Origin of the sequence: Maribacter aurantiacus (genome assembly GCF_005780245.1) — a bacterium.
Classification (GTDB): Bacteria; Bacteroidota; Bacteroidia; order Flavobacteriales; family Flavobacteriaceae; genus Maribacter; species Maribacter flavus.
The window spans coordinates 138,860-157,287 of sequence record NZ_VBUK01000009.1; the positions used below are offsets into that span (position 1 = coordinate 138,860).

The following is an 18,428-nucleotide window of genomic DNA, read 5'->3' on the forward strand; positions in this document are numbered from 1 at the left end:
TTTGTGAACGGATAAATAGAAAAGGAACATCATGAAGTATCAAGCCAAAAAGAAAGCTTTAATATTATTGGCCGATGGAACCATTTTTTATGGTAAGTCGGTAGGGGACAAAGATGGGACCGCCTTCGGGGAGGTCTGTTTTAATACCGGTATGACGGGCTATCAGGAAATATTTACGGACCCTTCCTATTTTGGTCAATTGATGGTAACTACCAATGCCCACATAGGGAATTACGGTACGAACGTTGACGAAGTGGAATCCGAGACCATTAAGATAGCCGGGCTCATATGCCGAAATTTTAGTTACGAATATTCCCGTCCCTTGGCGGATGCCAGCTTAAAGGAATTTTTGGACAAGAACGATCTTTTTGCCATTTCAGATGTGGATACAAGGGCTTTGGTCAGTTACATTAGGGACAATGGGGCTATGAATGCGGTCATTTCCACGGAGGTTGACAATATTCCAGAGTTGAAAAAACAACTTGAGAAAGTTCCCAGTATGGAAGGATTGGAACTCGCCTCAAAGGTATCTACCAAAGAACCCTATTTTTATGGGGATGCATCAGCGCCCGTAAAAATAGCGGCCCTGGATATCGGAATAAAGAAAAATATACTTCGTAACCTGGAAAAGCGTGGTGCGTATATTAAAGTATTCCCTTACAACGCAACCTTCGCAGAAATGTCTGACTGGAATCCGGATGCCTATTTCATTTCAAACGGTCCTGGTGATCCGGAACCTTTAAGTGAAGCGATTCAAGTTGCCAAGGAGATTATAAAAACCGACAAACCTCTGTTTGGAATCTGTTTGGGCCACCAGGTCATCGCATTGGCCAATGGCGTTTCTACTTATAAGATGCATAATGGTCATAGGGGTATCAACCATCCCATCTTGAATTTACTTACCGGGAAGGGGGAAATTACCTCGCAAAACCATGGATTTGCAATCAATCGAGAAGAAACGGAGGCCAATCAGGATTTGGAAATTACCCATGTGCATTTAAATGACCAAACCGTGGCGGGAATCCGAATGAAAAACAAGGACGTCTTTTCGGTGCAATACCACCCGGAAGCAAGTCCTGGACCCCATGATGCGGACTATCTTTTTGATGATTTTTTCAAGTTGATCGAGAAAACGTCAATGCAATCCACAGAAGTTTAAAAAATCGTTATATTCCTTTGAAATGGAACAATCGTTTTAACAACGTGGGTTTAACGTTCGTATCTTTACAAATCACATTTTAATTCAGTTACTAAAGAAAATAACAAATGAGTATCATATTAAGCGTTCACGCAAGACAAATTTTAGATTCAAGAGGAAATCCCACTGTTGAAGTAGATGTTATCACTGAAAACGGTGTCATGGGAAGGGCTGCTGTACCATCTGGGGCTTCTACGGGAGAACACGAGGCAGTTGAACTCAGGGACGGAGGAAAAACTTTTATGGGCAAAGGGGTCATGAAGGCAGTTGAAAACGTAAATACTGTCATCGCTGAGGAAATACTTGGAATGTCCGTTTTTGAGCAAAACCTTTTGGACCAGACAATGATCGATTTGGACGGTACTCCTAACAAATCCAAATTAGGTGCAAACGCTATTTTGGGCGTTTCCTTGGCTGCAGCTAAGGCCGCTGCCAATGAGTTGGGCATGTCCTTATACAGATATGTAGGAGGGGTTAGTGCCAATACCCTACCTGTTCCCATGATGAACATTATTAATGGGGGGTCGCATTCAGATGCCCCCATCGCTTTTCAAGAGTTTATGATCATGCCCGTAAAGGCGAAGAGTTTTTCGCATGCCATGCAAATGGGTACTGAGATCTTTCATAACCTAAAAAAAGTATTGCATGATAGGGGTTTGAGTACAGCCGTAGGTGATGAAGGTGGATTTGCTCCAAATCTTGCCGGTGGAACTGAGGACGCTTTGGATACCATTGCAAAAGCTGTTGATAAGGCAGGCTATAAATTGGGGGACGATGTAATGATCGCTTTGGATTGTGCATCCGCAGAATTTTATGTGGATGGTAAATATGATTATACCAAATTTGAAGGAGATAAGGGAGTGGTGAGGACTTCTGAGGAACAGGCCCAGTATTTGGCGGACTTGACTGCCAAATATCCAATTATTTCCATTGAGGACGGAATGGACGAGAACGATTGGGATGGTTGGAAGGCCCTTACCGATAAAATTGGTGATAAGGTTCAATTGGTAGGTGATGATTTGTTCGTTACCAATGTAGAACGATTGTCAACAGGAATCGAGAAAGGCATTGCCAATTCCATTTTGATCAAGGTAAATCAAATTGGTACTTTGACCGAAACGATTGCAGCGGTGAACATGGCCAAGAATGCAGGATATACTTCGGTAATGTCCCATAGGTCCGGTGAGACGGAAGATAATACGATTGCCGATTTGGCCGTAGCGTTGAATACAGGACAAATCAAAACAGGTTCCGCATCCAGATCTGATCGTATGGCCAAATACAACCAATTGTTGAGAATAGAGGAGGAATTGGGAAGTATGGCCTACTATCCTCAGGAAAAGGCCTTTAAGGTCAAATAATAATAGTTTTGCAAAAAAGGCTTTCTTTTAGAAAGCCTTTTTTTTTGGAACAGTCTAAAACTTTAATTACCTTTTCTAGGTTATAAATTCCCCTATTTAAAAGTGTATGAATAATTTTTTATTTGTTTCAGCGGAAAACGATGCGATTCCAAATTGCAAGGCCGGAGGAATGGGCGATGTGGTGAGGGACGTTCCCAGGGAAATCGCCAATCGTGGGGATTTTGCACATGTAGTAGTGCCATCTTACGGGAGGTTGCATCAAAACGGGATTTTCAAGACGGATTTGGAGTTCAATTTAAGGGGAACGGTCTATAAGGCGGAGTTGTACGAAGTTGTTCCCAAAAAGATCATAAAGAATATTACACATTATGCCATTCATCACCCTGAAATCAAAGAGGGTGGTATTGCCCACATTTACCATGATGACCCAACGGAACCATTTTTTAACGATTTCGTCAAGTTCATGATATTCTGCACCGCTGTGGCAGAAGCTATTAAGGTGGGTGCCTTTGGAAAATTGGACGTAGTCCATATGCACGACTGGCATTCCAGCGCGGTTCTTTTTTTGAAGACCTATCATCCCGCTTATCGCGATTTAAAAAAAATGCGATATGTCTACAGTATCCATAATTTGGCAATACAGGGCATCCGACCCTTTTACAACAACTATGCCTCTGTAAATAATTGGTTTCCCGAGGTTCAATTGGACCATAAGGGTTTAATGGACCCTAGATACCAGGATTGTATCAATCTTATGGCCGTGGGAATTCGATTGGCGGATGCCGTACACACGGTTTCCCCATCCTATAAGGAAGACGTTATGTTGCCGAGCAGGCCGCCCGAATTTATTGGGGGTGAGGGGCTGGAAAAGGATCTTCAAAAAGCGAATAATGAAGGAAGGCTCTTCGGGATATTAAATGCCTCCAATTATAACAACATTAGAACGGCCGAAAAAGGCAATCTGTATCGGAATACCGTTAAGGCACTGTTTAGATGGTTGCAGGACGAATCCAAAAAGTATAAGGCCGATTTTCTCGCCCATACAGGGGAAAAGATTATGCAATATGTTGGGAACCGGCCCAAGTTCATTGTATCAAGTGTTGCCCGGCTGACGGAACAGAAATTTTATTTCCTAAAACGTTCGCCCGAAGCTTTTGAGGAAATTTTAAAAAGATTGGACAAAGCAGAGGGTATTTTCATGCTTTTGGGAACCGGTAATCCTGATTATGAAGATCTGTTCAGGAAGATGAGCTACAAGCATAAAAATTTTATTTTCACCAATGGCCAATCTGAAGACCTTATAGATTCCATGTATTTGGAAACAGATCTTTATTTTATGCCTAGTTTGTTCGAGCCATGCGGTATAAGTCAGATGTTGGCCATGAGAAACGGGAACCCTTGCCTGGTACACCATACAGGGGGTCTTAAGGATACTGTAACCCACATGAAAACGGGGTTTGCCTTTGAAGGAAAGACCTATGACCAGCAGATAAGGAACATGGTGAAGGTTTTTGACGAGGCCCTGAACGTTTGGGAAAACGATAAACCCACTTGGAAAAGAATTAAAGCGAACGCAAAAAAAATGCGATTCACCTGGGAAGATTCCGTGGATGCTTATTACAAAGACCTCTATTTGTTATAGGTTTTTCCGTACGACTAACTTATTGTTAATTTTAGCCCAAAGAAGTGGGCGGAATTGTTAAAATACCCCTGTTTTATTAAATTTACAGCTAATCGATTAACACGTAAAATTCAGAGATGTCAGATAAAGCTACTTTAGAATATAATGGTAAAAAATATGAATTTCCGGTAGTTAAAGGAACGGAAAATGAACTTGCCATTGATATAAAATCTTTAAGGTCCTCAACAGGAGGTATAATTACAATAGATCCAGGATATAAGAACACGGGTTCATGTGAAAGTGCCATTACTTTTTTGGATGGTGAAAAGGGTATTTTAAGATATCGGGGATATTCTATAGAGGAGCTAGCCGAGAAAGCCGATTTTTTGGAAGTGGCGTACTTACTAATATTTGGTGAATTGCCAAATGAGGATGAATTGGCCAAGTTCCATAAGGATATCACCGATGAATCCCATGTTGACGAAGAGATGAAGAAAATTTTGGACGGTTTTCCAAAGTCGGCCCATCCTATGGGCGTACTTTCTTCTCTAACAAGTGCCCTTATCGCTTTTAATCCGTCTACCGTAGATGTAAGTTCGGAAAAGGATATGTATCGCTCTATTGTTAGAATTTTGGCCAAGTTCCCTGTTTTGGTCGCATGGACGTTACGTAAGAAAAAGGGCTTGCCCTTGGATTATGGTGACGATACCTTGGGTTATGTGGAGAACATTCATAAAATGATGTTCAAAAGACCAAATCAGGAATACAAAAAGAACAAGGTCGTTATCGATGCCTTGGATAAATTATTGATTCTCCATGCAGACCACGAACAAAACTGTTCTACTTCAACCGTACGTATTGTAGGTTCATCCCATGCCGGATTGTTCGCGTCATTGTCGGCCGGAATTTCCGCACTTTGGGGGCCCTTGCATGGCGGAGCCAATCAGGCAGTACTGGAGATGTTGGAGGCTATTGAGGCTGATGGCGGTGACACAAAAAAATATATGGCGAAAGCCAAGGATAAGGATGATCCTTTTAGGCTGATGGGCTTCGGTCACAGGGTTTATAAAAACTTTGATCCTCGCGCCAAGATTATCAAAAAGGCTGCGGACGAAGTACTGGGAGATTTGGGAATTCAAGATCCCATTTTGGATATCGCCAAAGGATTGGAAAAAGAAGCCTTGGAAGATTCCTACTTTGTAGATAGAAAACTGTATCCCAACGTGGATTTCTATTCGGGTATTATTTACCGCGCTTTGGGTATACCTACTGAGATGTTTACCGTAATGTTCGCTTTGGGAAGGCTTCCCGGATGGATTGCCCAATGGAGGGAAATGAGATTACGGGGAGAGCCCATAGGAAGGCCACGTCAGGTGTATATCGGTGAAAATCTACGACCATTTGTAGATTTAAAATCTCGTTGATCAAATAATCGATTTTAAAATTTAGAACGCCCTTTTAAAGTTTAAAGAGGGCGTTTTTAATAGTACCTTAGCGCTCAAAATTGATAAGTATGCTTAGGCTAAGTGTAAATGATGAAATATCAAGGTTAAGGGCCGTGGTTTTGGGTACGGCAAAAAGTCCCGGACCAATTCCCAAACCGGAAGAGGCCTATGACCCAAAATCCTTGGAACATATCCTGGCGGGTACCTACCCAAAGGAAGAGGATATGATTAGGGAGATGGAGGCTTTTTCCAAGGTATTAAAGAAATACGATGTGGCCGTCTTTAGACCTGAGGTCTTGGAGGATTGTAACCAGATATTTTCAAGGGATATCGCGTTCGTAATCGAGGACAAGCTTATCATTTCAAATATTTTGCCCGATAGGGAAAAAGAAGTGGATGCCATACTTCATGTACTCGATAAAATTGAGGAAGACCATATTTTACATCCACCGGAAAAAGTGCATGTGGAGGGAGGTGACGTTATGCCTTGGAACGATTATATTTTTGTGGGAACCTATACGGGTGCCGATTATGCAGACCACATTACCGCCAGGACCAATGTGCATGCGGTCGAATATTTGCGCGAGCAATTTCCCAAGAAAAAGGTTCTGTCCTTTGAGTTGAGAAAATCCAAAAATGCCAAGGAAAACGCCCTACATTTGGACTGCTGTTTTCAGCCTTTGGGAAAAGGGAAGGCCATCATTCATAAGAATGGATTTTTGGTGGAGAAGGAGTACCAATGGTTGGTCGATTTCTTTGGCAAGGAAAACGTTTTTGAAATAACGGCAGACGAAATGTACCATATGTTCAGTAATGTATTCTCGATAACCCCAGAGGTGGTGGTATCGGAAAAGAGTTTTACCCGATTAAACAGTTGGCTTAGGGTACAGGGTTTTACCGTTGAGGAGATTCCATACGCGGAGATTTCCAAACAAGAAGGACTTTTAAGATGTAGTACGTTACCATTAATACGGGAATAATTTATGATGCAGATTACCAATACCATTTTGATGATTCGGCCAGTGAACTTTCGTATGAACGAACAAACGGCCGTGAACAATTATTTTATGGAAGATTTGGATGAGAAGAACAACCAGATCAACCAAAAGGCACAGGATGAATTTGATGCCTTTGTGAGTACTTTGAGGTCTGCCGGTGTGAATGTCATTGTAGTAGATGATACTATTGATCCAGATACGCCCGATAGTATTTTTCCCAACAACTGGATTTCTTTTCATGAAAATGGTACGGTTGGGGTATACCCCATGTTCGCCGAAAACAGAAGAAACGAACGGCGCGAGGATATTCTGGAAATTATGGAGCAACACGGTTTTCTTATCGATAACGTCATGGATTATACCGCCGCAGAAGTGGAAGGGGTGTTTTTGGAAGGTACCGGGAGCATTATTTTGGACCGTGTAAACCAAAAGGCCTATTGTGCCCTATCGGAAAGGGCAGATGAAGATTTGTTCATCGAATTTTGCGAGGATTTCGATTGTATGCCCGTCATTTTTACGGCCAATCAATCCGTAGATGGAAAACGATTGCCAATTTACCATACGAATGTCATGATGGCCCTTGGCGAGGACTTTGCCATTATTTGTTTGGACAGTATCGACGATAAAAAGGAACGCAAAAATGTGATGGACCACCTAAGAAACGATGGCAAGGAAATCATCGCCATAAGCGAACGGCAGATGCATCATTTTGCCGGGAACATGTTGGAAGTTCTTGGAAAGGACGGCCAGCGATTTTTGGTCATGAGTTCCGCTGCGTTTGCTAGTTTGGACGAATCCCAAATCGAGGCAATAGAAAAACGATGCAAAATAATCCACAGTCCCCTGGATACGATTGAAGCCTGTGGGGGTGGAAGCGCCCGCTGTATGATGGCCGAAGTATTTTTACCTAAAAAGTAATAGAATTTATTGGCACCGCCAAGGGGGGTTAATACTCCAAGGCTTGCTTGGAAATTAAAAGTTTGCTTTCAAAGAATGCCTCGTGAGCTTGCCCCCTAGGTAGTTTACTTAGTAACAGGTCATTTAAAAAGGAACTTGAGTTTCTTCGCCAGTTTTTCCGGTAATTTATATGGTGGATATCGAAGTGGAATTTCCGGCCAAAAACTTTTTTTTATGATGGCCTTTTGGTGTGAAAAGGTATCGAAGGAATATTTTCCATGATAGCGGCCAATACCGGAAGCACCTACGCCTCCAAACGGTAGTGTGCTATTTGTAATATGGAGCAAGGTATAGTTCATGACCCCTCCGCCAAAACTGTAGGCATTGATTATTTTCTCCCTAAATTTTTTCCTTTTACTAAAAACATATAGGGCAAGAGGCTTTTCATAGTTTGAAATATAACTATGTATGTCCTCTTCCGTTTCATAGGAAATTATGGGAAGCAAGGGGCCAAATATTTCACCTTGCATTATTTTACTATCTAGTTTGGGTTCGTCCACCAACGTTGGGGCAATATATAGGGTCTGGTCATTAAAATCCCCGCCCAGCAATATGCGTTGTCCGGTCAACATTTTCTTTAAATCCTTGTAATGCGATGTATGGGCGATTCGGGCCAAATCGGGAGAGTCTTCTACGGAAGGGCCGTATAACTCTGAAATGCTCTTGCCAAGTTCCGTCACCAAATCTTTCTTTACCTTTTTGTGCACCAGAATATAATCGGGTGCAATACAGGTCTGACCGCAGTTTAGGAATTTACCCCATACGATGCGTTTGGCACTAACGGCAATGGAGGCCGATTCGTCCACTATGCAGGGGTTTTTGCCTCCAAGTTCCAAGGTGACGGGCGTTAGGTGTTCCGCGGCCTTTTGATAGATTATTTTGCCCACTTTCGTGCTTCCCGTAAAGAAAATATAGTCCCATTTCAGGGATAATAATTCTTGGGAAGTTTCGATACCGCCCTCCGCGACGGCTACATAGTCCTCGGGAAATACTTCCGTAATAATTTCACTGATGATTTTGGACGTGCTGGACGTAAATTCAGAGGGTTTTAATACGGCCGTATTGCCAGCGGCCAAGGCTCCTATAAGGGGTGATATGGTCAGTAGGAAGGGATAGTTCCAAGGTGCAATGATGAGTGTGTTACCATAGGGTTGCGGGTAGAGCCAATCCGAAGAGGGAAAATTGACCCACGTGGAATTCACCCGTTTTGGTGTGCTCCAATAGTTTATATTTTTCAGGGTCTCGTCCAATTCATAGAGTACGAACTGGGTTTCCGTGGCAAGGGATTCGAACTTCGGCTTTTTAAAATCGGAATACAGGGCATCACAAATTCGGTCTTCATAAGTAATTACGGCCGCTCGTAGCTTTTTAAGGTAGGATTTTCTAAACTTCAGGTCCTTTGTAGCCCCAGAACCAAAAAATTCCCGTTGTTTTTTCACAAAGGATGCAATCATAGGTCATTTTGTTTTTGCAATGTTTCGAATCATACCACCAAAAATAAAATAATGAAAGGGAACGAGACTGTACCAATACAAGCGCCCCTTTAGGCCACGTGGGCGAAAAGTGGCGGTCTGATGCAATACATTGTCCCTGTCGATTTTAAATTCCAGCCATGCCTCACCAGGCAATCGCATTTCGGCAAAGAGCAACAGTCTTTTTTTCTTTTTATCCGCCAAGAGTACCCGCCAAAAATCCAGGGAGTCCCCCGGATAAATTTTATCAGGATGGGTCCGTCCCCTTCTCAATCCCACACCCCCTATCAGTTTGTCCAAAAATCCACGTAATCTCCATAGGCTATTGCCGTAATACCAACCCTGTTCCCCACCGATCTTCCAGATATTTTCAAGTACTTTTTTGGAATCCGAAATTTGGAGGGTCTGTTCGTCCTTGAGCACTCCAAATTTTGGCACCTGAATGTATTTTTCCAGACTCTTGTTGAAACGGCCGCTAACCATACTGTCCTTCCAGCTACTAATGACCAAGTTTTGCTCTATTTTCTTAAAGGCCATTTCAATGGCTTCCTTATAGCTATGGGTTTTAATTTGAAGTAGTTCCGCCAGTCTCTGATCCTTTGCCACCACCTCAATTTTCATACTGTCCACAAGGTTCAATGCCAATTTATAGGAAGTGGAGGTTACAAAATACAGCCAATAGGAAGACAGTTTTGGCGTCATGACGGGCACCGTAAAAATCCAGTTTTTAAAGCCTCTTACCTGTGCATATTGATGTAGCATTTCTTTATAGGTAAGTACATTGGGGCCCGCTATATCGAAGGAATCGTCGAAGGTTTTTTCGTTGCCCAGTACACCTATCAAGAAGGAAATAACGTCCCGTATGGCGATGGGGTGCGTTTTGGTCAAGACCCATTTTGGGGTAATCATGATAGGTAATTTTTCGCAGAGATCTCTAATAATCTCAAAAGAGGAACTTCCGGAGCCCACGATAATCCCTGCCCGAAGCACTGTGAGCGAAAAGGGACCTTTTGAGAGGATATCTTCCACATTTTTACGGGAACTTAGATGCTTGGATAGTTTTTCATCGTTCACGATACCGCTTAGGTAAATGACCTGACGAATGTTGGTGGACTCCACGTAGGTAATGAAATTTTTGGCCGTTGTGGCTTCCTTTTCGTCAAAATTGGTGGTGGAAGAACTCATGGAATGTATCAAGAAATAGGCTGCGTCCAAATCCATGGGCAGAAGATTCGGCCGTACCGCTTCCAAAAAGTCGATTTCTATAATTTCAACTTGCGCCCTTGTTTCCTCATCAATGGAAAACCGTTCAGTGTCCCTTACGGCACATACCACTTTATGTCCATCGGCAATCAATTGCGGTAATAACCGCATTCCTATGTAACCATTCGCACCGGTAAGAAGGATTTTCATGTTTTAAAATTGAATTAAGATGGAATATTTGGATTTCAGGACTTATAGATCCTCCAAAGAGGTGGGCGAACTATCGGCCTTGAATTCCAATATTTTTTTAAAGAATTTTTGTACCGCCTTGGTATCGGATGCCACTTTGATAAAGTAGTGGTCTCGATACAGGGAATATACGGAGGACTCCCCCTTGTACAATGTCAGTTTGTAATAGGGAACAATAAGCGCAAAGGTCTCCAAAAGCGATCGGAACCTCACAATGATACCTTTGGGCCTAAGCTCAATATTACAGGTGTCCCTATTATTGTCCAAAATGAGCAAATTCCTTATTTCAATACTGGCATCCGTAATGATGAGTCTTGGGGAGCCAATACCGCCTAGGGTCCAACGTTCCTTGAGGGTAAAGGGTTTCCCCACTTCGGTGTCGATTTTCTGCGTAATGGAGGGGTTTGAATAAGATACGTTCAATAGCATGCAATTCTTTTTTTTGACTTTACACAAGCGTTTTTAAAGTTACAGAAAAGAAGGGTCAAAGACCATAGTTTCGCTTTAAAAGGGCAAAAAATGCTTAGTTTTGCAGCCTTAAATCCTTGCAGATGACCATTGAAATAATTCTTGAAGCAAAAGTGAAGGAAGCCGTACAGGCTACCTACGGTGTTGAACTCATATCTGTGGAATTTCAGCCTACAAGAAAGGATTTTGAAGGGGACGTTACCGTAGTGGTCTTTCCCATGCTCCGGCAGGTAAAGGGCAACCCCGTACAAATTGGTGAGCAAATTGGTGCCTATCTTGTAAAAGAAGTGGCTGCCGTGGCTGGATATAATGTGGTCAAGGGTTTTTTGAACATCGTTATTTCGGATAGGTATTACCTGGACTTTTTCAATGCGGTGAAGGATAAGACCGATTTCGGTCTGGTACCTACCTCCAATGAAGCCGTTATAGTCGAATATTCTTCCCCAAATACCAACAAGCCCCTGCATTTGGGCCATATTCGAAACAATCTCTTGGGATATTCCGTCGCCGAAATCCTGAAAGCATCAGGTAAGAAGGTCTATAAGACTCAGATTATCAATGATCGTGGCATCCACATTTGTAAGAGCATGCTGGCATGGCAACGCTTTGGAAACGGCGAAACTCCCGTAAGTACGGGGTTAAAGGGCGATAAATTGGTGGGCAATTATTATGTTGCTTTTGATAAGGCTTACAAGGCGGAGATTGGGCAACTCGTTGAAAAGGGAGTGGATAAAAAAGTGGCCGAAAAGGAAGCGCCTATCTTGTTGGAAGCCCAGAAAATGCTCCAAAAATGGGAGGCCGGCGACGAGGAAGTTGTTTCGCTTTGGAAACAAATGAACGGTTGGGTGTACGATGGTTTTGAGATCACCTATAAAAATTTGGGCGTGGACTTTGACACCTACTATTACGAGAGCGACACCTATCTGTTGGGAAAGGACGTAGTTGCGGAAGGTCTGGAAAAAGGTGTTTTTTATGGAAAGGAAGATGGAAGTGTTTGGATAGATTTGACCGACGAAGGCCTTGACGAAAAAATTGTACTGCGTTCCGATGGTACCGCGGTATATATGACCCAGGATATAGGGACGGCCATACAAAGGGTAAAGGATTACCCAGATGTCAACGGTATGGTCTATACCGTAGGCAACGAGCAGGACTATCATTTCAAGGTACTGTTTTTGATCCTGAAAAAACTCGGGTTTTCATGGGCCGAAAAACTCTATCATCTAAGTTACGGGATGGTGGACCTTCCCAGTGGAAAAATGAAGAGTAGGGAAGGTACGGTGGTAGATGCCGATGACCTAATGGAAGACATGACCCGAACCGCGGAAGCAATCTCCAAGGAATTGGGCAAGTTGGAGGGATATTCGGAGCCTGAGCGCGCTGCCCTTTACAAAATGATTGGCCTGGGGGCCCTTAAGTATTATATTCTCAAGGTAGACCCCAAAAAGCGGATTTTGTTCGATCCGGAGGAGTCGGTCGATTTTCAAGGAAACACCGGCCCTTTTATTCAATATACCTACGCGCGTATCCAGTCCATTTTAAGAAAGGCCCAGGAGACCAAGGTAGAGAGCAACCTACCTGCCCAAATTTCCGGACTCCATCCCAAGGAAAAAGAGTTGTTGAAACAAGTGCAGTTGTTTCCCGAAACTATTCAATTGGCGGCCGAAAATTATAGTCCGGCGTTGATTGCAAATTACACGTACGATTTGGTCAAGGAATTCAATTCCTTCTATCAGCAGGTTTCCATATTGGGGGAATCTGATGAACAAAAGAAGGTTTTTAGGGTGCAATTGTCCAAAAAAGTGGGCGATACCATTAAAACGGCTTTCAGTTTGCTGGGAATAGAAGTTCCGGAGAGGATGTAAATGAGAAAGACCTTTGATTTTAAGCAAAGGTCTTTCAGAACAATTTGAGTTAGTAAAAACAAATTATTTGTTTTCAGCGGATTGTGCTGCCACTGCGGCACCATAGACTACCAGACCAAATCCAATTTTATTCACGGCGTCACCTATATTATAGATTACATCCATGTTTAGCCCCAAACCTGCTAAACCATCATACCATCCTGGCGTTCCTGCCATGTACCCTAATGGATAAATTGCCCATCCAACAAGCACGAACCAGCAAAGCATCTTATGTGCTTCCAACGTTGCTCCCCCCGCTTGTACAGCCAATTTTTTCGCACTTCCGAGCCATATTTCGTAAACGATGTAGAAATAGGCTAGACCAGATAACAATCCCCAGAACGCAGCATTGTCCCTGTAGACGGCTTCACCAAAATAACCGGTTACAAGCATGATTACCGAGGCGGCGATAAGCTTCCACATAAGTGATTTTTTCGCTCCGGCTACTTTTAAGATGAGGTAGAACTCCACGCACATAAGAGGTACCGTCAATACCCAGTCAACATATCTGAAAAAAGTAGGTGATTCCCCTACACCAGACCAATAATCGCGCATGTACCAATAGTGAACGGCGGCGATAAATGTAATCAATCCTGAAACTAGGATAGAAGTTCTCCACTTTCTGTCAAAGTTGTTCATCGACAAAAAGAAAAAGGCTGAAGCTGCCATCATGGCCATGCAACCTACAAAAAAGGTGAACCCAACGTAATCGTCATTAGCGATTTTAGTTACGTCGGCAAACATCGGAAAAATTAGTAATAATGTTTTCATATAACATAGCATTTTTTGTTTAAGTAAATGTAGTAAAAGTTAAACAATAAAATGATAAAAATTGTTTAAAGTTTTTGTCATAACTTTAAACAAATTCAAAAATATTTTGGATATGAAAAACTGGCTACTGTTGACAACATTTTTTGGATTATGGCTTTCCACACAACTCTCCTCTGGTCTCCAAGACTATTTAGCCTATTCCTTTATTCTTACTTTTGGTGTTTTGCACGGTGCAAATGACATTGTCCTAATTAGAAAGCAATATCAAAATTTGAATACAACCGGGGCAATCATTCCTTATATATTGGTAATATCCTCGGTTACCTTATTGTTCTTCTTTTCCAAAGCCTTGGTGTTAGCCGTATTTATAGTTATAAGCGGATATCATTTTGGAGAACAACATCTTAAGGAAATGTTGACTAATTCACATTGGTTTCATAAATTCTTATTTACCTTCTATGGTTTGACCATTTTGTTTATGATTTTTTATGCCAATATTGTAGAGGTTCAGCAAATAATTTATGATGTAACGGGGTATTTATTTCTTAGTGACTATATTAAAATGGGGCTATACATAAACCTGATTGGGCTGTCCATTTCAGTGGCCTTATTGAAATTTAAAAAAGTATTGAGGATAAATTTGGTCAAAGAATTATTTATGTTCTTTGTTTTCTATATTGTTTTTAATGTAGCCTCTTTACTTTGGGCATTTTCAATATATTTTATTCTTTGGCATAGTATTCCTTCTTTGAAGGACCAAATGGAAGTTTTATATGGTAGTTCAAAGCCTAGCTACCTTATGGACTATGTAAAGACCTCCTGGATTTATTGGGCCGTTTCAATACTCGGCCTTTTAATTTTATACCTTCTATTACAGAATCATTTAGACTATTTCATTTCCGTAGTTCTATATGTGCTGGCGGCAGTAACGTTTCCACACGTCATTGTAATGTCAAAACTTGAAGGGAAATGAGATGGGGTTTTTGTTAATTGCTGGGTTAGATTTTTCTGTTACCCTTTTTAGTTTGGGGTTACTCTATTTTGATAGGTAGTTGATTTTTCTACGAAATTAACTACTACATAAGAACCTCAAAACTAATCCAACCAAAACTTGTTGGCTATCCCCAACCAACACGTATTAAAAACGAATCCGAAAACTTGCGTTGGGAGTCACACCTATGGATGCCCGTTGCACCGTTTCAATTTCGTTGGTATTGTTCAGCCTGTAGTAGGTATTCAAGATGTTTTTTCTGTTCGTAAAGTTTAATACCGATGCGCCTACGGATGCCCTTATGGTCTTGCTGAGGTTGAAATCATAGGTTGCGGATGCATCGGCCCTAAAATATTCAGGTAAGCTACTGCTGTTTGGGTCCTCATAGTTTATCTCATTTGGAAATATAGAGGAGTCCAGAGGATTGGTAACGTCTGGCCTGGTATACGGTTTTCCGGACCTATAGTTAAAACCGACACCAATTTTAAAATCATTGTAATTATAATTTCCGGCCAGGGTAAAGGAATGTTCCAATTCCAGGTTGTTCGGAAAAATGGGCGGGTCAACGGTGTTAAACGTATAGTTATTGTCATTATAGGCATAACTGAACCAAACGCTATAGTCGTTCGTTTTTTTGTTGATCAAGAACTCCAGACCCTTTACTAGATACTCGCCAATCTCACCGTCAAACTGATCTTCATTCTGGAAACCTTGGGTCCTCACATTGATGCCCGTAACATTTTTATAGAAGGCCTCAACACCAACGTACAACCTGTTTTCGTCGTAGTTGAAGCCCAGCGACCCCTGTTTGCTTTGCACTATTGGCAACTCATTTTCATCTGCCAAGGTCCATCTTCTTTTTTCCAGACCAAGAAAATTTTGTTCCAGGTCAATGATCTGGTTGGTGTATTGGCTCTTGAATTCGCCCAAGGCCTCCACCTTAAAATTACGTGCGAACTCATAGGAGATACTTAGCCTAGGTTCTATAAGGACTTTCTCAAAGGTATTGATGTTGCTAATGTAATTTAACCTTCCCCCAACTTGGGCGAAGAGTTTTCTGTCCTCCGTTTCAAAGCAGAATTCTGAATAAACGCTATGCGACCTGATTACGCCCTTTACACTACTTTCAAAAAAGGGGAGGTTGATTCGTGTAATATTTTCAATGCCCGTTTCCGTGAATTGGTATCCGTTCGTCCATTGCAAGGTGGGCGTTAGTTTGTAAACAGTATTGAGTTTTGCACCGGATTCCTTAACCAGGTTGTTTTGGTACAATTGCCGTGACGCACTTTCCGTAATACTGAAGGCCGTGAGCCTGTATTGGGTGTAATAGACGTTTGCCTGAGTGTAAAAGTTATCCGTCCATTCGCTTTCAAGGCTTCCGCCAAAGGATATGTTGATTTGGTCCAAGGAACTTTCGGTAGCATCGGTACCATCGGGCCTTAGGGTAAAATTGTCAAGATCATTATTGATATGAATGAGGCTCAGCCTTATTTTGTGATATCGGTCTATATCGTATAACAACTTGCCCGTAAAATCGTAAAAATAAAAGTCATTGTCCGTTCGTACCTCACTATCCTGAAATGCCTTTTCCGAAAATGTAGTGTAGGTGGGTGTCTCAAGAAAATCGGTTACGGACCTTCTTCCGGAGAACTGAATGGCCATGTTTTCGGCAAGGGGTATCTGTCCGTAAACATCTCCATTGATTAGGTTGAACCCAGCGCCACCATATACGGAATTTTGGATGTCATTTTTGGTGCGAAGGTCCATGACCCCACTTACACCATCCCCGTATATGGAACTCGTTCCATTTTTTATCACTGTGATTTTATCGGTTAGATATGGGTTAAAAGCCGATATTAGCCCAAAAAAATGGCCGGACTGGTACATCTTTATGCCATCCCATAAAATCAGGTTTTGGTCATTGGTGCCACCACGGATGTTTATGTCCGATACGGTCTCGTCCACACTTTTGATTCCCGGAAATGCTTGAGCCGATTGTAGGATGTCCGGCTCGATCAAACCCGGTAGGATCCCGAATTCCGCGGTATTCATTTGAATGCTACCATCGGAAAACTTGGCAAGGCCATCCGTAAGAAATTTATAGACGACGACCTCTTCCAGTTCCTGATAGCTAAGTGCCAAGGCTATGGACGTACAAGGAGCCTTGTTGCTCAGTTTTTTCGCCGAAATAAAATAGGGTTTGAACCCCAAATGACTGATTTGGATGATTGCTGTACGGGGCACCTCCTCAAAAGCGAAGGTCCCGTCCATATTGGTGACCATGGCGATGTCAGTATCCAATACCCGTACCGTGGCGCCCGGTATCGTATTGTTCTCATAATTGTCCAGTACCGTGCCGCAAATGGAAAGTGTATCCGTAAGAATGACGGAATAATATCGGTCACTAAGTCTTTCAATTTCTAAGGGCGTTTGGGAAATTATTTGGACAATGGCGGATTCAAGGTTCTCCGTCTCCGGTCGATGGAGTTGAATACCCTCCAAATCCGCATCGGCAAAGGAAAATTTTACATTGAATTCGGTTTCCAATTCCTGAAGCAAACCAATGACGGAAATTTTTGGTTTGGATGTTTGCTGTGCCCGTCCGCCGTTCACAAGGAACAACAGAAGCACTATGAAAAGATGGACACTAAGCGTTTTAAGGGGCGCTTTCCTCATAGAACAGCACTTTGTTGCCCTCTAATTTAAAACTAATTTTAAGAGGTGTGCTTATACTTTTTAATGCCAAATCCAAATTGGAATTGCTAAACGTGCCTGTAAAAAGTTGATTTTCATCAATGTTTTCAAGAGTAATTTTCAAATTATGTTGGCGTTGCAATTCTGCAAGAACAAATTTAAGCGGTATGCTTTTAAAGGTACTCTCGTTGTTTACCCAAGAGGGTTTTCCGTTTACATCCACCTTTGATTTTTTCATTGTACCCTCAATGGCAAGAGCGGAATTTCCCGCCGGCAGTTGAAACTCCTCGCCGTTAAAAGTTACACGTACCAAACCTTCATAGCAGGTAACCTCAAAATAACTGTCCCTGTCCTCCACATTGAACTGGGTACCCAAAACGGTGACAGTTCCCTGTGAGGTGGAAACCGTAAACTTTTTTCCTTTGGCCACTTTAAAATACGCCTCACCGTCTAATTTGATGGCTCTTTTGGAATCCCAATTTTTTTCGTTGTAAGAAAGAGTGGATTCCGCATTTAGGAGTATTTCAGAATTATCCGGCAGGGTAATTTCCCTGTTTTGGGCCAGCTTGGTAGTAATTGTTTCATCAAGCGTGTTAAAATAGAAATAAGCCCCTGTAAGCAACACGGCGATGACCGCTGCCACTCGTAGGAAGGCTTTAAAAGGGGATAAGGTAATGACCTTTGCTGATTCCTGGCTTTCTTTGGAAGCCTGAAGCCGCTCCCATGCCTTTTCACGATCAAATTCAGGAGCCCGTAATTCTTTGGAAGTCTCCGCTATTCTTTGATAGGTAGCATACTCTTCGGACTTCTTGAACGCTTCAAGTTCCGCCTCCGTAAGCTCATTAGAAAGCCATTTTGCCAAGTAATTTTCTTGCATATCTTTTAGCTTTATACCTCTTTAACAACTATCCAATCAAAAACCCTACTACAAATTTCAAGTTCAAACACAAATATCAAATTCAAATACAAGAATCAAGTTCAAAAACAGGAGTCAAGTTCAAAAATGAAATTTTTAACTTCACTATCACACTATCACACTATCACACTATCACACTATCACACTATCACACTATCACACTATCACACTATCACACTA

14 protein-coding genes are annotated in these 18,428 nt (G+C 42.1%); 8 read left to right on the forward strand and 6 right to left on the reverse strand.

Annotated features, from left to right (window positions below):
* Positions 1-31: 31 nt before the first annotated feature.
* The 6 genes from carA (at position 32) to ctlX (ending at position 7,541) form a co-directional block, all read left to right on the forward strand.
* The gene (gene carA / locus FEK29_RS14390) at positions 32-1,159 is read left to right on the forward strand and encodes a glutamine-hydrolyzing carbamoyl-phosphate synthase small subunit (protein ID WP_138259130.1); all 1,128 of its coding nucleotides are present in this window, start codon (positions 32-34) and stop codon (positions 1,157-1,159) included.
* Positions 1,160-1,266: 107 nt separating this feature from the next.
* Entirely contained in the window at positions 1,267-2,559 is a 1,293-nt protein-coding gene (gene eno, locus FEK29_RS14395) for a phosphopyruvate hydratase (RefSeq protein WP_138259131.1), read from the forward strand.
* 106 nt (positions 2,560-2,665) lie between these two features.
* Entirely contained in the window at positions 2,666-4,201 is a 1,536-nt protein-coding gene (locus FEK29_RS14400) for a glycogen synthase (RefSeq protein WP_138259132.1), read from the forward strand.
* Positions 4,202-4,317: 116 nt separating this feature from the next.
* Complete coding sequence (locus FEK29_RS14405) at positions 4,318-5,604, forward strand: citrate synthase (protein WP_138259133.1); 1,287 nt, start codon at positions 4,318-4,320, stop codon at positions 5,602-5,604.
* A gap of 89 nt (positions 5,605-5,693) precedes the next feature.
* Positions 5,694-6,605 carry a dimethylarginine dimethylaminohydrolase family protein gene (locus FEK29_RS14410; protein WP_138259134.1) on the forward strand — a complete coding sequence of 304 codons (912 nt, stop codon included), beginning with the start codon at positions 5,694-5,696 and terminating at the stop codon, positions 6,603-6,605.
* A gap of 3 nt (positions 6,606-6,608) precedes the next feature.
* Positions 6,609-7,541 (forward strand): citrulline utilization hydrolase CtlX, encoded by a 933-nt coding sequence (ctlX, locus tag FEK29_RS14415; RefSeq protein ID WP_162850217.1) that lies wholly within the window; start codon positions 6,609-6,611, stop codon positions 7,539-7,541.
* Positions 7,542-7,660: 119 nt separating this feature from the next.
* On the opposite strand, the gene FEK29_RS14420 is transcribed toward ctlX, so the two are convergent.
* The 3 genes from FEK29_RS14420 to FEK29_RS14430 are packed head-to-tail and all read right to left on the reverse strand — an operon-like array spanning position 7,661 to position 10,933.
* Entirely contained in the window at positions 7,661-9,034 is a 1,374-nt protein-coding gene (locus FEK29_RS14420) for an aldehyde dehydrogenase (protein ID WP_138259135.1), read from the reverse strand.
* A gap of 3 nt (positions 9,035-9,037) precedes the next feature.
* Entirely contained in the window at positions 9,038-10,465 is a 1,428-nt protein-coding gene (locus tag FEK29_RS14425) for an SDR family oxidoreductase (RefSeq protein WP_138259136.1), read from the reverse strand.
* A 42-nt stretch (positions 10,466-10,507) separates the two neighbouring features.
* A complete protein-coding gene (locus tag FEK29_RS14430; protein ID WP_138259137.1) occupies positions 10,508-10,933 on the reverse strand; it encodes a hypothetical protein in 426 nt (141 codons plus the stop codon).
* Positions 10,934-11,055: 122 nt separating this feature from the next.
* On the opposite strand from FEK29_RS14430, the gene argS reads away from it, so the two are divergent.
* Positions 11,056-12,837, forward strand: a complete 1,782-nt coding sequence (argS, locus tag FEK29_RS14435) for an arginine--tRNA ligase (protein ID WP_138259138.1) — start codon at positions 11,056-11,058, stop codon at positions 12,835-12,837.
* 63 nt (positions 12,838-12,900) lie between these two features.
* On the opposite strand, the gene FEK29_RS14440 is transcribed toward argS, so the two are convergent.
* Positions 12,901-13,647, reverse strand: a complete 747-nt coding sequence (locus FEK29_RS14440) for a bacteriorhodopsin-like (RefSeq protein ID WP_193554890.1) — start codon at positions 13,645-13,647, stop codon at positions 12,901-12,903.
* 112 nt (positions 13,648-13,759) lie between these two features.
* Here FEK29_RS14440 and FEK29_RS14445 point away from each other — a divergent pair, with 112 nt between their 5' ends.
* A complete protein-coding gene (locus FEK29_RS14445) occupies positions 13,760-14,620 on the forward strand; it encodes a Brp/Blh family beta-carotene 15,15'-dioxygenase (RefSeq protein ID WP_138259139.1) in 861 nt (286 codons plus the stop codon).
* Positions 14,621-14,785: 165 nt separating this feature from the next.
* Here FEK29_RS14445 and FEK29_RS14450 read toward each other — a convergent pair whose 3' ends face one another.
* Both FEK29_RS14450 and FEK29_RS14455 read right to left on the reverse strand, forming a co-directional pair.
* Complete coding sequence (locus tag FEK29_RS14450) at positions 14,786-17,314, reverse strand: TonB-dependent receptor (RefSeq protein ID WP_138259140.1); 2,529 nt, start codon at positions 17,312-17,314, stop codon at positions 14,786-14,788.
* On the reverse strand, positions 17,295-18,209 hold the full coding sequence (locus FEK29_RS14455) for a FecR family protein (RefSeq protein WP_138259141.1): 915 nt from the start codon (positions 18,207-18,209) through the stop codon (positions 17,295-17,297). Before FEK29_RS14455 ends, FEK29_RS14450 begins: the two co-directional genes overlap by 20 nt.
* Between the last annotated feature and the right edge of the window lie 219 nt (positions 18,210-18,428).

Coding starts and splice junctions, on each gene's coding strand:
- carA (WP_138259130.1), top strand. CDS start 32: ATGAAGTATCAAGCCAAAAAGAAAGCTTTAATATTATTGGCCGATGGA.
- eno (WP_138259131.1), top strand. CDS start 1,267: ATGAGTATCATATTAAGCGTTCACGCAAGACAAATTTTAGATTCAAGA.
- FEK29_RS14400 (WP_138259132.1), top strand. CDS start 2,666: ATGAATAATTTTTTATTTGTTTCAGCGGAAAACGATGCGATTCCAAAT.
- FEK29_RS14405 (WP_138259133.1), top strand. CDS start 4,318: ATGTCAGATAAAGCTACTTTAGAATATAATGGTAAAAAATATGAATTT.
- FEK29_RS14410 (WP_138259134.1), top strand. CDS start 5,694: ATGCTTAGGCTAAGTGTAAATGATGAAATATCAAGGTTAAGGGCCGTG.
- ctlX (WP_162850217.1), top strand. CDS start 6,609: ATGATGCAGATTACCAATACCATTTTGATGATTCGGCCAGTGAACTTT.
- FEK29_RS14420 (WP_138259135.1), bottom strand. CDS start 9,034: ATGATTGCATCCTTTGTGAAAAAACAACGGGAATTTTTTGGTTCTGGG.
- FEK29_RS14425 (WP_138259136.1), bottom strand. CDS start 10,465: ATGAAAATCCTTCTTACCGGTGCGAATGGTTACATAGGAATGCGGTTA.
- FEK29_RS14430 (WP_138259137.1), bottom strand. CDS start 10,933: ATGCTATTGAACGTATCTTATTCAAACCCCTCCATTACGCAGAAAATC.
- argS (WP_138259138.1), top strand. CDS start 11,056: ATGACCATTGAAATAATTCTTGAAGCAAAAGTGAAGGAAGCCGTACAG.
- FEK29_RS14440 (WP_193554890.1), bottom strand. CDS start 13,647: ATGAAAACATTATTACTAATTTTTCCGATGTTTGCCGACGTAACTAAA.
- FEK29_RS14445 (WP_138259139.1), top strand. CDS start 13,760: ATGAAAAACTGGCTACTGTTGACAACATTTTTTGGATTATGGCTTTCC.
- FEK29_RS14450 (WP_138259140.1), bottom strand. CDS start 17,314: ATGAGGAAAGCGCCCCTTAAAACGCTTAGTGTCCATCTTTTCATAGTG.
- FEK29_RS14455 (WP_138259141.1), bottom strand. CDS start 18,209: ATGCAAGAAAATTACTTGGCAAAATGGCTTTCTAATGAGCTTACGGAG.